Annotated in this window: 14 protein-coding genes; 5 read left to right on the top strand and 9 right to left on the bottom strand. The window is 61.6% G+C overall.

What is annotated here, in order from left to right; all coding sequences use genetic code 11:
- Positions 1–14 precede the first annotated feature (14 nt).
- The 3 genes from ACZ5J0_RS21025 (at position 15) to ACZ5J0_RS21015 (ending at position 2813) form a co-directional block, all read left to right on the top strand.
- On the top strand, positions 15–263 hold the full coding sequence (locus tag ACZ5J0_RS21025) for a hypothetical protein (RefSeq protein WP_464094790.1): 249 nt from the start codon (positions 15–17) through the stop codon (positions 261–263).
- 120 nt (positions 264–383) lie between these two features.
- Positions 384–2117 (top strand): aa3-type cytochrome oxidase subunit I, encoded by a 1734-nt coding sequence (ctaD, locus tag ACZ5J0_RS21020; RefSeq protein WP_464094886.1) that lies wholly within the window; start codon positions 384–386, stop codon positions 2115–2117.
- Positions 2118–2510: 393 nt separating this feature from the next.
- Positions 2511–2813 (top strand): hypothetical protein, encoded by a 303-nt coding sequence (locus tag ACZ5J0_RS21015; RefSeq protein WP_464097233.1) that lies wholly within the window; start codon positions 2511–2513, stop codon positions 2811–2813.
- Positions 2814–3256: 443 nt separating this feature from the next.
- Here ACZ5J0_RS21015 and ACZ5J0_RS21010 read toward each other — a convergent pair whose 3' ends face one another.
- Genes ACZ5J0_RS21010 through ACZ5J0_RS20995 form a run of 4 tightly spaced genes read right to left on the bottom strand, consistent with a single transcriptional unit; the run spans position 3257 to position 6146 of the window.
- On the bottom strand, positions 3257–3544 hold the full coding sequence (locus ACZ5J0_RS21010) for a hypothetical protein (RefSeq protein ID WP_464094791.1): 288 nt from the start codon (positions 3542–3544) through the stop codon (positions 3257–3259).
- 10 nt (positions 3545–3554) lie between these two features.
- Positions 3555–4724: an acetyl-CoA C-acyltransferase gene (locus ACZ5J0_RS21005; protein ID WP_464094792.1), complete on the bottom strand. Its 1170-nt coding sequence runs from the start codon at positions 4722–4724 to the stop codon at positions 3555–3557.
- A complete protein-coding gene (locus tag ACZ5J0_RS21000) occupies positions 4721–5434 on the bottom strand; it encodes a CoA transferase subunit B (protein WP_464094793.1) in 714 nt (237 codons plus the stop codon). Before ACZ5J0_RS21000 ends, ACZ5J0_RS21005 begins: the two co-directional genes overlap by 4 nt.
- A gap of 4 nt (positions 5435–5438) precedes the next feature.
- Positions 5439–6146: a CoA transferase subunit A gene (locus tag ACZ5J0_RS20995; RefSeq protein ID WP_464094794.1), complete on the bottom strand. Its 708-nt coding sequence runs from the start codon at positions 6144–6146 to the stop codon at positions 5439–5441.
- 149 nt (positions 6147–6295) lie between these two features.
- On the opposite strand from ACZ5J0_RS20995, the gene ACZ5J0_RS20990 reads away from it, so the two are divergent.
- Positions 6296–7063, top strand: coding sequence for an IclR family transcriptional regulator (locus tag ACZ5J0_RS20990; protein WP_464094795.1), 768 nt, complete (start codon positions 6296–6298; stop codon positions 7061–7063).
- 133 nt (positions 7064–7196) lie between these two features.
- Here ACZ5J0_RS20990 and ACZ5J0_RS20985 read toward each other — a convergent pair whose 3' ends face one another.
- The 5 genes from ACZ5J0_RS20985 to ACZ5J0_RS20965 all read right to left on the bottom strand — a co-directional run bounded on the left by ACZ5J0_RS20985 (position 7197) and on the right by ACZ5J0_RS20965 (position 11288).
- Entirely contained in the window at positions 7197–7688 is a 492-nt protein-coding gene (locus ACZ5J0_RS20985) for a DUF1097 domain-containing protein (RefSeq protein ID WP_464094796.1), read from the bottom strand.
- A gap of 433 nt (positions 7689–8121) precedes the next feature.
- Positions 8122–8580: a molybdenum cofactor biosynthesis protein MoaE gene (locus ACZ5J0_RS20980; RefSeq protein ID WP_464094797.1), complete on the bottom strand. Its 459-nt coding sequence runs from the start codon at positions 8578–8580 to the stop codon at positions 8122–8124.
- A 63-nt stretch (positions 8581–8643) separates the two neighbouring features.
- The gene (locus ACZ5J0_RS20975) at positions 8644–8910 is read right to left on the bottom strand and encodes a MoaD/ThiS family protein (RefSeq protein ID WP_464094798.1); all 267 of its coding nucleotides are present in this window, start codon (positions 8908–8910) and stop codon (positions 8644–8646) included.
- Positions 8911–8913: 3 nt separating this feature from the next.
- The gene (moaA, locus tag ACZ5J0_RS20970) at positions 8914–10017 is read right to left on the bottom strand and encodes a GTP 3',8-cyclase MoaA (protein ID WP_464094799.1); all 1104 of its coding nucleotides are present in this window, start codon (positions 10015–10017) and stop codon (positions 8914–8916) included.
- 92 nt (positions 10018–10109) lie between these two features.
- Positions 10110–11288, bottom strand: a complete 1179-nt coding sequence (locus ACZ5J0_RS20965; RefSeq protein WP_464094800.1) for an XdhC family protein — start codon at positions 11286–11288, stop codon at positions 10110–10112.
- A 121-nt stretch (positions 11289–11409) separates the two neighbouring features.
- Here ACZ5J0_RS20965 and kce point away from each other — a divergent pair, with 121 nt between their 5' ends.
- A complete protein-coding gene (gene kce / locus ACZ5J0_RS20960; RefSeq protein ID WP_464094801.1) occupies positions 11410–12327 on the top strand; it encodes a 3,5-dioxohexanoate:acetyl-CoA acetone transferase in 918 nt (305 codons plus the stop codon).
- Positions 12328–12372 lie beyond the last annotated feature (45 nt).

Below are 12372 nucleotides of genomic sequence, written 5' to 3'. Positions count from 1 at the left end.
GAGAAGGAAAGAGTATGACCGTCGTCGTCCCCGGCGCCCGGCCCAACGCTTTCGACATCCAGAAGGCCATCATCCTGAACAGCACCTTCCGCGCCTGGACCAGCACGAACGTGCAGGTAACCCGCGCCCTTATCCGTGCCGGCAATCAAACGGTCGAGCACCCCGTCCACCGACCAGGCCCTGCGTCTGGTGGCTGGCAGGGGGAGGTGCGTGATGGCCCAGCCGGGGACGACCTCATTTTCAGCAGAACCTTACCGGAATGAAGGCCAAAGGCTGGAAGCCTGGACAACTTTTTTTGGCAGGCAATCGATATCTTCACCAACACTCGCATGTTGTGGAACCGGCAGAACAAAGGACGGCACTTAATGACCAACAATCAGAGAATGGGCGGGACCGCCGCCATGGCCGCACCGGCAGTAGATCGGCGCCTCAAGGGACGCATTGTGGTCAATTGGATCACCTCCACTGATCACAAGACCATCGGGTACATGTACCTGATTGCGTCCTTCGTGTTCTTCTGCCTCGGTGGCGTTATGGCGCTGTTGATACGTGCTGAACTGTTCGAGCCCGGCATGCAGGTCCTGCAGACCAAGGAGCAGTACAACCAGCTGTTCTCCATGCACGGCACTGTGATGCTGCTGATGTTCGCCACGCCGCTGTTTGCCGGATTCGCCAACGTCATCATGCCGCTGCAGATTGGTGCCCCGGATGTGGCCTTCCCCCGCCTGAATGCGCTGGCTTTCTGGTTCTTCCTCTTTGGATCCACCATCGCCGTGTCCGGCTTCATTACCCCTCAGGGTGCGGCGTCCTTTGGCTGGTTCGCTTATGCGCCGTTGTCCAACACCACGTTCAGTCCCGGCGTCGGTGGTGACCTGTGGGTCTTCGGTCTGGCACTGTCCGGTTTCGGAACCATCCTCGGTGCGGTCAACTTCATCACGACCATCATCTGCATGCGTGCACCGGGGATGACCATGTGGCGTATGCCCATCTTCACTTGGAACACGCTTGTTACGGCGATCCTGATGCTCATGGCGTTCCCGCCACTGGCAGCTGCCTTGTTCGCCCTGGGCGCGGACCGCCGCTTTGGCGCTCACATCTTCGATCCCGAGAACGGCGGCGCGGTCCTCTGGCAGCACCTGTTCTGGTTCTTCGGCCACCCCGAGGTGTACATCATCACGCTGCCATTCTTCGGCATCGTCTCCGAAATCTTCCCGGTCTTCAGCCGCAAGCCCATCTTCGGCTACAAGGGTCTTGTCTACGCCACAATCGCCATCGCCGCTCTGTCGGCGACCGTGTGGGCGCATCACATGTACGTGACTGGCTCGGTCCTACTTCCATTTTTCTCATTCATGACCATGCTGATCGCGGTACCGACGGGGGTGAAGTTCTTCAACTGGATCGGCACCATGTGGCGGGGCTCAATTACCTTTGAAACACCTATGCTCTGGAGCATTGGCTTCCTGGCCACATTCCTCTTCGGCGGTCTGACCGGCATCATTCTGGCTTCTCCGCCGCTCGACTTCCACGTGTCCGATACCTACTTCGTGGTGGCTCACTTCCACTACGTGGCGTTCGGTACCGTTGTGTTCGCCATGTTCGCAGGGTTCTACTTCTGGTGGCCCAAGTGGACGGGAAAGATGCTCAACGAACGGCTAGGCAAGATTCACTTCTGGCTCCTGTTCCTGGGCTTCCACGGCACGTTCCTGATCCAGCACTGGTTGGGTGTTGAGGGTATGCCGCGTCGTTACGCCGACTACATGCCGCAGGATAACTTCACCTGGATGAACCAGTTCTCCACCCTCTCTTCCTTCGTTCTGGGTGCTTCGCTCCTGCCGTTCTTCTGGAACGTCTACATCACCTGGCGCAGCAACAAGAAGGTTGAAGTGGATGACCCGTGGGGCTTCGGCGCTTCCCTGGAATGGGCAACGTCCTGCCCGCCGCCGCGCCACAACTTCACCTCCTTGCCCCGTATCCGCTCCGAGCGCCCGGCCCTGGACCTGCATCACCCTGAGTTGAGCATGCGCGTGCATCCTCAAGGTGACATTCCTGCAGAGAGTCTCCTGGGCGCTGCCGATATCGGCGAGCATGACCTCCACGATCCCACCCCGAACAAGTAGCCAGCCCGAGTAGGGGGTGGGACACATACCCTGAGTCCTGGACGCAGAGCCTCGTCGGCCGGACACAAAGCCGCGCCGGATCTGACGCACCTTGGACCCCGCCGCAATCAGCGCCCCCGCGGGAGAAAGGCAGGACCCGCAACGGCGCGCCGGGCCTTGTTGCGGGCGCGGAACATCAAGACGAGATTGGCGGCTGCCTCTCGAAGACGGCTGCCGGCAGCAGGCCCATCAGCAGCGAGAACCCTGGGTGATGATGTCATTTAGCATGCACCGTAGAAGGCCCAGCGCAGGCCAAAGTGGACGAAGACTTGCCAGAATGCCCAAGGCCCGGCCAGCCGGGCGAGCGAAGGTGAAGGCATGGGGTAGACCAACGCGCTGGCCACTGCCACCGCAGTGAACCCGCTGCGTCTGAACCTTTTGGCAGCGGTGCCGCCAGAAAGCCAGCAGAAAGAACAAAATGGCATCCGCGGTGGCCACCAGGATCAGGTTTGTCGGCGATGCAGGATCAAGCCAGCCGAACTGGTGGCCATTGTAAGAAACGCCTTCAGCAGCCCGGCGGCTGCCAATGGATGGATGAAGGGCCAGAAAGCTGAGGAAATCAGGTCGATCAAACGGTTGAAGAGGCAGCCGTACTGGGCCGGCTCCTCCTCCGCCGCGCTTACGCCAAGTTCGGTGATTTTGCCGAGTTCGGCATAGACGGTGGGACGTTGTCACCAGTAACTACCTGGTACTGGCTGACTGCCTTCATTACCGCAATCACACCCGGCAACTTTTCAGTGTCTGCCATATCAGCTTTCAACTCGTCCCCGCGCCGTGAGCCGGAGCCGGTGAGCGCAATGCGCGGCGCCGACAATGTTCTTATCGCCATCGGCTCCTTTCGAGATTATCGACGCTCACCCACCGCAGAAGTAGTAATGCAGGACGTGACCGGTGCTGGCAGGTGTACTTGGTGACTGACAAGAGTAGCCCCCGCTTCAGGAGTCCTTTGCTCCGGCTGGTGCAGGCCTCGATAACCACGTCGGGATGCTGGTATCTCCTGCTGCGCGCCACGGGTTCAGGCCGGGCCCGGCGCTGGCCCCGACTTTCGGGTTGCGTGAGTTGCGTGTCCGCACCAGCGCCGGGAGTCATATGCTGCTGATCTATTGGTTCCCAGGTATGGCGGGGACAGGATCCACGAGCGTTCGGTATCCGTCCAGGTGATAGAACAATTTCCGACCGCCAGCGTTTTCCAGTAGCAGCCACATGATGGTGCCGTCCACCGAGATGGCGTCTACCGTTCCCCTGTGCCGCTCCCCGGCCGAGGGGCTGAGAAGCAACACAGTGTCACCAGGTATGAGCTCGCACCAGTTCGCCACGATCGATCGCTGGTAGCCATACTGGGTGGGCCTGTTCAGTTGCTCAGGCATAAGCTTGGCGCTTGTCGTCATCAGATTCGTCCTAGAGCGCCTTAAGAACGACCGCGGAACCCTGCCCGCCCCCGCCGCAGATACCAGCCGCGCCCAGCTGTCCCGGTCCGAGCTCGGCAAGTTGGCGCGCGAGTGTTCCGACTATGCGTGCCCCTGATGCTCCGATGGGGTGTCCGAGGGCGATCGCGCCGCCACGGGTGTTGACGATATCGGGGCTGATTCCGAGTGTGCGGACCGATTGGACGGCCACGGCGGCGAACGCCTCGTTGATCTCCACGGCCGCCAGGTCTTCTACTCCGGCATTAACCTTTTTTAGAGCGGCCAGGATGGCATTGGCGGGTTGGTCGTGAAGGCGCACGTCCGGCCCAGCCACGAAGGCATGCGATACCACTGCAGCGATGGGGGACAGGCCCAGCCTCGCGGCAGCTCCCTCGCTCACTAGAATCAATGCGGCGGCGCCGTCCGTGATTTGCGAGGAGTTTCCGGCCGTGATCGTCCCTTCTTTACTGAAGGCCGGGCGCAGGGCTGCGAGTGATTCAGAGGTCGTCCCGTTCCGCACTCCGTCGTCACCGGCAACTACGCTATCTCCACGGCGTGAGCTGATCTTATAAGGTGCGATTTCTTGTGCATGGAAGGGGGCATGTGCCTCGGCACGCTGATGCGAGGCCGCTGCCCATGCATCTTGGCTTACCCTGTCCAATCCATAGTCCGTATTGCCGTCCTCGGTGGAGATACCCATAGATCGGCGTTCGAAGGCATCAGTTAGGCCATCGATTTCCAGTGTGTCAACGGCCTGCAATGCCCCGTACTTTTGTCCGGCCCTCGCGTTGAACACGTGAGGAGCCAAGGACATGGACTCCTGGCCGAGCGCTACGACAATGTCCGCTTCACCACTGTCGATCAGCCGTGCGGCGGAAGCGACGGCCTCGATGCCCGATAGGCACACTGCATTCAGCGTGATGGCGGGGACGCTCAAAGGGATTCCTGCCGCTACGGCAGACTGTCGGGCGGGGTTTTGGCCCGCTCCGCCCTGCAGGACGTGTCCGGCGATCACCCGTTGGACCTCTTGAGGATTTACGCCGGCACGGCTGAGCGCTGCCTCGATCGCGTGAGAGCCTAGGGCTGTGGCAGGGATGGAAGCGAATTGTCCGTTGAACCGGGCGAAAGGTGTCCGTGCGTAGCCGGCGATCAGCGCACTCATACGTCTGCCCTCACGGCTTGGGAGGCGTTGTTAGCGGCGTCCGCCTGCCGCAACTCTTCGGAACCACGGGAAACCAGCTCGGGGGCAAGCGTGAAGGCCGCTCCGGTCTGCGTGCGGAGTTCTTCGACAGTATGCCCTGGCGCGATCTGACGCAGGACAAGAGCGCCGGAAACTACATCGAAGACTGCACGGTCGCTGATGATGCGGTCGACAACGCCAACGCCGGTCAGCGGAAGGTCGCACTTGGACACGATCTTCGGGGTACCGTCTTTTGCTACATGGTCGGTGACGACGATCACCCGCGGGGTGCCGGCCACAAGGTCCATGGCACCACCCATTCCCTTAACGAGCTTTCCTGGGATGGTCCAGTTAGCCAGGTCTCCTGCCCCGGATACCTGCAGGGCACCGAGGATAGCGGTTTGTACGTGTCCGCCACGGATCATGCCGAATGAGACAGCGGAGTCAAAGAAACTACCGCCCGGGAGAACGGTGACGGTCTGTTTGCCAGCGTTGATGAGGTCTGCGTCCTCGTCGTCTTCGTAGGGGAACGGGCCCATGCCCAGCAGACCGTTCTCGCTTTGGAGAGTTACACGGACGCCCTCGGGCAGGTGGTTGGCCACCAACGTGGGGATTCCGATGCCCAGATTCACGTACTGGCCGTCTTCGAGTTCACTGGCGGCTATGGCTGCCATTTCATCACGGGTCCACATGATTTCATACCTCCGCGCGGACCCGTACGGTCCGCTGTTCGATGTCTTTAATCGGATTGACGACGCGCACCACTCGCTGCACGAAGACCCCTGGTGTGATGATGTCCTCGGGGTCCAGGTAGCCCTCTACCACTTCTTCGGCTTCGGCGATGGTCATTCGGCCGGCCGCTGCCACTAGGGGGTTGAAGTTGCGTGCGGTCATCCTGTAACGCAAGTTGCCTTCGCGGTCAGCCTGGTGAGCACGCACTAGGGCCACGTCTGCCACGATGCCGCGTTCCAGGATGCAGCGCTGGCCATCGAATTCCGCTTCAGGCTTTCCGTCGGCGATTGGCGTGCCGACGCCGGTAGGGGTGTAGAAGGCGGGGATGCCTGCTCCGCCAGCACGCAGTCGCTCTGCGAGGGTTCCCTGCGGAACGAATTCAACATCGAGCGTGCCTGCCAGGTACTGCTCTGCAAAGAGCTTGTTTTCCCCTACGTAGGAGGCCAGAACCTTGCTCACCTGCTGGTTTTCCAGCAGCAGGCCCAGCCCCTTGCCGTCGACGCCCATGTTGTTGGACACGACGGTCAGGTTACGCGCACCGCTGTCGCGCACCGCCTCGATGAGGTCCCGGGGGATACCGCTGAGGCCGAATCCCCCAACGGCGATGACCATTCCATCCTGAATTGTTCCGGCCAGCACCTCCGCGGCGCTGCCCCAAAGTTTTGTCGCCATCTCTTTTCCTATCCGTCCACTATATGATCTGTGTGATGTCTGTCATGAACCGTAGCTTTTGTTTCTAATTCGGGTCAATGAAATTGGGTTACCGACTGGATATTGGTCGCCTTATGGTCACTCTCGGACAAAGCGTCCATAATGTAGACATGAGTGAAACCTTTCCCGGCGCGCAAGTCGTCGGCCGCATTGGTCTGGTTCTTCGGGCTGTCAGCGGGGCCATGCCCCGCGGAATCGGAACAACGGAGGTCGCCCGCGTCACCGGGTTGGCACGCCCTACGGCGCATCGGTTGCTGTCATCCTTGGCTGCGGAGGGATTCCTCGACCATGATTCCAAGGCGGGACGCTGGCACCTGGGGCCCGAGCTCTATCTCATGGGGTCGATCGCCGCCGAGCGCTACGACATCACTGAACTGGCCCGCGACCACGTCAGGGCACTTGCTGAAGAGACGGGGGAGAGCGCCTTCCTTTCTGCCCGGCGGGGCGACGAAACTGTGTGCGTGCTACGCCAGGACGGCAGCTTCCCGATCCGTTCGTTCGTTCTCTTTGAGGGCAAGCGCTTCCCCCTCGGTGTCGCCTCCGCGGGCCTGGTTATCCTCTCGTTCCTGCCGCGGGACGCCGCTGAGCGCTACCTTGAACGCGCACGACTGGGGGAACGCTTTGGCCCGGAACACGCTTCGGACCTCATCGGTCAACGGGTCCAGGAAACCCGTGTGGCAGGATATTCGACCAATCCCGGGCTCCTTGTCCAAGGCAGTTGGGGTATGGGAGCAGCGGTGTTCGACGGAGCCGGTCAACCCGCTTGGGCGCTGAGCATCACGGGCATAGAGTCGCGCTTTTCCGACGAACGACGCCCGGTACTAGGACGCCTGCTGCTGCGCCACGCCCACGCCCTATCCGAGAAAATCAAGCACTAAGCCCCTGCGCAGCTTTTCGGGCTTGAGGCGAAGAGGCCGATCCTGCCGGACAGGGGCTATCCGTGTCCAGTTCTCACTGAGGCTGACGACGAAGCGCCGCCGGGTGTCAGTGGCCCCGGCGGCGCTTCAGTCGTTAGCGTGCTGCAGCAGCCGCGTCGGGAGCCGACGCGGTACGGCTTTTGTTGCCGGCATTCATGATGAGACCGGCAGCATACTCGGAGATCCAACCAAGGCAGGCGCCGATGACAAGGGAAAGCGACGTGCTGAGCAGGTCAAGGTTGTTTCCAAAGTATGCCGCGGTGCCGGCGAATGCTCCCGGGATAAAGCTCAGGACACTCCAGCGCGCCTGAATGCACATGGCGAAAGCGGCAACGGCGACGGAGACCCCCAGGGCACCCGGGATCGGCAAGTTTGATGCACCCCACACCATTGCTGCACCCCACAGGACACCGGTCAGGTTGGCAGGGATGGTTTTGAGAAGCCCCGCCCGCTTCCCTCCGGCGGCAAAGAAGCACGCCCAGGACAAAAACCCCACCCAGGTAATGAGTCCGAGGGGAGTGCTGAACTCGGCCCAGAAGCCGGCGAGAACGCCTGCGGTGATACCGATAATTACAAGAGCCTTCATAGTGATTCCTTGCTTTCAAGAGAGCGTCGTTGATCAGTTGAGGGAGTGGAAGGCAGATGCCCCTCTTTGCAGCACCAGCATGTTCAGTCCTTTGAACTTGGCCGGCGCTGGTCCTGATTTTCTACCCTGGGCGGCACTGCCTGAGAGGAATGGGAGAGTGAGGGGGTGTCTTTCACCGATTATCGTTAATTGATAATCGAGTGTGACTGTACACGCATGTGACTCCACTCACAAGACTTCGGACCTATATTGCCTTCGGTGAGGCCTACAGCTGTTCGCGTTTCGCCCTTGGGAAGGGGCGCGAGCCGAGACAAACCCTTGAGCCTGTTCGCCCTCCGGGCTGTGGTATTCCTGACCTGGATTGAAATCCCACGCTGGGGAGGATGTATACGGGAACCGGCGCGGACGCAAGAACGAGTGGACGGTACGGGCGTTAGCTTACTGATGAGACCCATTCCGTGGTCCCATCGCTGAACAACTGCTCTTTCCAAATGGGGACCTGCGCCTTGATCCGATCCACCAATTCACAGCAGACCTCGAACGCCTGCTGCCGGTGGGGCGCGGCCACGGCACACACGAGCGCTGAATCGCCGATGCCCAGCCTCCCAACCCTGTGTGCGGCCCAGACACGCACGGGTTGACTGTCCGCACCGGTTTTCTCTTGGACGAGAGCTGCAACTACGTCTTTGAGCACCTGCTCCGCGATCGGATGGGCAGAGTATCTCAGCTGCTCAACACCCTTGCCTCTATCGTGGTTACGTACGACGCCGCAGAAGCTGACAACGGCACCGTCCCTTTCCGACCCGACAGCGGCGATTGCCTCTTCCACGGTGATCGGTTCGGTGGACAGTGAGGTCCTTATGACCTGGATTTGCGTTTCTGCCCTGCTCATTGGCCGCTCCTTCTGATTCATTCCCTGTTCAATTGCTGCGGCCAGTCTGCCGCTGCAGGGGTTCTATCCGCCGGCGAAAGGTGGCAGGACATCGATGACGTCACTTGTCCCGAGGCCTGCAGTGGGGTCGCGAAGGGCGACCTGATTTCTCAGGAAGCTGCACCGCTGCAGTATGCGGAACAGGGGCGCCGTTCCTGCCGGAGGTTCCGGGCGGTGAACCGCCAGTACAGCTGCCAGCAGTGTTTCCAGGCTGGTGCCCTCGGGCAGCGGGTAGTTTTCCTCCTCGACCCCTGCAGCTGCGCATGCGGCAGCAAAATAACGTACGAGCACTGGTTAGCCTCCTATGGCGCTCATGCTGCGATCCGGTTGAACAAAATCCTCGGCGCCAAGGCCGGTGTGTTCCATGCCGTGGGCCCGGGGCTTGGCCCACATGGCGTCCTGCCATCTTTCCGCGAGCTCGCGATCCGTGGCTCCTTGCCGCATGAGCGAGACAAAGTCGACCTCATGGCGGGAGAAGAGGCAACTCATGATCTTTCCATCTGCCGTGATTCGAGTGCGGCGGCAATCGCCGCAGAAGGGTTCTGTCACTGAGGCGATAATTCCGACCGTTCCCAGCGCCGGGCCTGTAATGCCGCATCGGCCGGAGGCGCGGCGCCACACCTGAAACCGCTCTGCCGGGGCCCCATCCCGGTGTCCGGGGTCGGGTGTCAGGACATACTCGGTAGACAAAAGCTCGCGGATTTCCGCGGCCGTGATCATGTCCCGTCGACTCCAGCCGTGGTCTGCGTCCAAGGGCATTTGTTCGATGAAACGCAGCTCATGCCCCTGGTGCAGTGACCACCGCAGCAGCTCTGGCGCCTCGGCATCGTTGATACCGCGCATGAGGACGGCGTTGAGCTTGACGGGTCCAAGCCCAGCGTCACGGGCAGCATCCACTCCGGCCAGGACCTGTGTGAGGAACGGCCTGCGCGTCAGCCGCTTGAAGGTCTCCTCGTGCAGAGAATCGAGGGAGACGTTAATCCTGCTCAGTCCGGCTGCCTTCAGCGGGGCCGCTTTCGTTTGGAGTCCGACACCATTGGTGGTCATCGCGATCGGCAGGTGCGGATGATTGGCACGGATCCCGGATATGACGTTAAGGAGATCGGCACGAACCAAGGGCTCTCCGCCGGTCAGTCTCAGCTCACGGATGCCAAGCTCCCTAACACCGAGGCGGACGGTCCGGATGATCTCCTCGGCGGTCATGACTGCCTGCTTGGCCATCCATTCGAGGCCTTTGGCGGGCATGCAGTAAGTGCAGCGCAGGCTGCACCTGTCGGTAAGGGACAGCCTCATATCAGTGGCGCGCCTCCCGTACTGGTCCCACAGCCCGTCGGGTGCGTCGCGGCGGGGGAGCGGCGGCACCGCGTTGGGTTCCGGGCCACGGCGGATGCTTGGCATGCCAAGGGGGGTGGGTGATGCTGTTTTACCCGGCACAGCGGTTGTGCACGTCGGGGTTTCTGGCGCTGATGGTCCCGTCACGGGGGCGACTTTCATGTGGAGGCCTCGATGTGGTTGAGGACCGGCATAAGCGCCCCCGGTGCTTTTGCCCACATGTCGTGATGGATGCGCCCGCTGGTGTTGCCCAAGGGGGCCCCGGTCCCGCCCCAGCGGTGAGCGATGATTTCGGCTGCGATGCTGACGGCTGTTTCCTCAGGGGTTCGGGCACCAAGATCGAGCCCAATCGGCGACGACAGCCGGCCCAGCTGTTCTTCGCTGACTCCAGCCTCGCGGAGCCGGCTTAGGCGGTCTTCGTGGGTGCGTCGGGATCCCATGGCACCGATGTATCCCACAGGAAGAGTGAGTGCCGTCTCCAGCAGCGGCCCATCGAATTTCGGGTCGTGGGTCAGTACGCAGAGAACAGAGCGGCCGTCGATGCGGCCTGCTTCGGCCTCACTGCGCAGATACCGATGGGGCCAGTCGACGATGACCTGGTCGGCGGACGGGAACCGGGCACGGGTTGCGAACACCGGGCGGGCGTCGCAGACGGTGACGTGATAGCCGAGGAAGGAACCGATGTTGGCAACCGCTGCGGCGAAGTCGATGGCTCCAAACACGAGCATGCGCGGCGCGGGGGCGAAGGCCCAAACGAAGACCTTGACACCATCGCCAAGCCGCTCGCCGTGAGGGCCGTAAGTGAACGTGCCGTTGTGGCCCAGTCCCAACAGGCCCAACGCATCATCGCCCACCGTGTCGTCGAGGACGGCACTCCCAAGGGTGCCCGTTGATTCTCCGCCGGGCCGTACCACCAGCCGGGCACCCAGTTGCTCTGAGTCGGGATGCTCTACGACGGTGGCGACCGCCACCGGGCGCCCGTCTTTCACATCCTGGGCAACTGACTCCAGGTCCGGGAAGGTTTCACGGTTGATGGACTCCACAAAAACATCGAGAATGCCGCCGCACGTCAGTCCGGCGGAGAAGGCCGTTTCGCTGCTGACACCATACCGTTGCAGAACGGGGGCACCGTTGTCCACCACGGACTGTGCGAGCTCGTAAACAGCACCCTCGACGCATCCGCCCGAGACTGAGCCGACGGCTTCGCCGCCCGGCCCCACTATAAGGGAGGCACCCGGTAGCCTCGGTGCGGATTGGAAAGTGGCCACGACGGTGCCCATCCCAATGGTGTGGCCGGCTCGCCACCAAGCAAGAAGGTCGTCAAGTATCTCGCGCATTGCCTGTCATTCCTCGCATGTAGCCATTCTTAATTTGGCCCAGATCCAGATCAGCCTCTGGTCTTCGGGCCGGACGCAACGCTATAATCGATTATCGTTAGTCTAACGGAGGAACATCACCATGGCCAGAGCTGCCCATTCTGCAATCATCACCTGCGCACCAACCGGCGCGATTCACACCCCGACCATGTCCCCATGGCTGCCTATCACGCCGGAGGAGATCGCCGAGGCGGCGCTTGGCGCCGCACGCGCCGGAGCCGCCATCGTTCATCTGCATGTTCGCGATCCGAAAGACGGGCGCCCGGTCCAGGACCCGGCGCTGTTCAAGGAAGTGCTCGGAATCATCAAGGACGAGTCAGATGTGATCATCAATCTCACGACCGGAGGAAGCCCGGCAATGACGGTAGAGGAGCGCATCACCCCGGCCGTCCAACTGGCTCCGGAACTGGCGTCGCTGAACATGGGGTCCATGAACTTTGGCCTGTTTCCCATGCTTGACCGCTACCCCTCAGTGAAACACGACTGGGAGCGCGAGTACCTCAGCAACAAGGACATCGTCTTCAAGAACACCTTTGCCGACATCGAGCGGATCCTCAAGACGTGCGGAGACCAGGGCACCCGGTTCGAATTCGAATGTTATGACACATCGCATCTCTACAACCTTGCGCACATGCTTGACCGCGGTCTCGTGCGGGGGCCGCTGTTCATCCAGACCGTCTTCGGCCTCCTCGGGGGGACAGGAAACCATCTCGAGGACATTGCCCACATGCACCGCACTGCCGAGCGCCTCTTCGGAAACGACTTTGAGTGGTCGGTGCTGGGTGCCGGCTCTGCTCAGATGCGTATCGGCGCCATCGCCCTCTCCCTCGGCGGAAACGCCCGCGTGGGCATCGAGGACTCGCTGTGGGATGGTCCCGGGAAGCTGGCCGAGACCAATGCTGCGCAGGTCGACAGGATCACTTCCATTGCCCGCCTGCTTCACAGGGAGCCGGCCACTCCCGAAGAGGCGCGCCGTCGCCTCGATCTGAGAGACTTGTAACGTAAACGATAATCCTCGATGTCAGCCTTGGGCCGCTCGAGACCT

This window comes from Arthrobacter sp. DualSoilB13 (genome assembly GCF_055389195.1).
The sequence above is the reverse complement of the archived record's forward strand: the minus strand, read 5'-3'. Positions and strand labels throughout refer to the sequence as shown.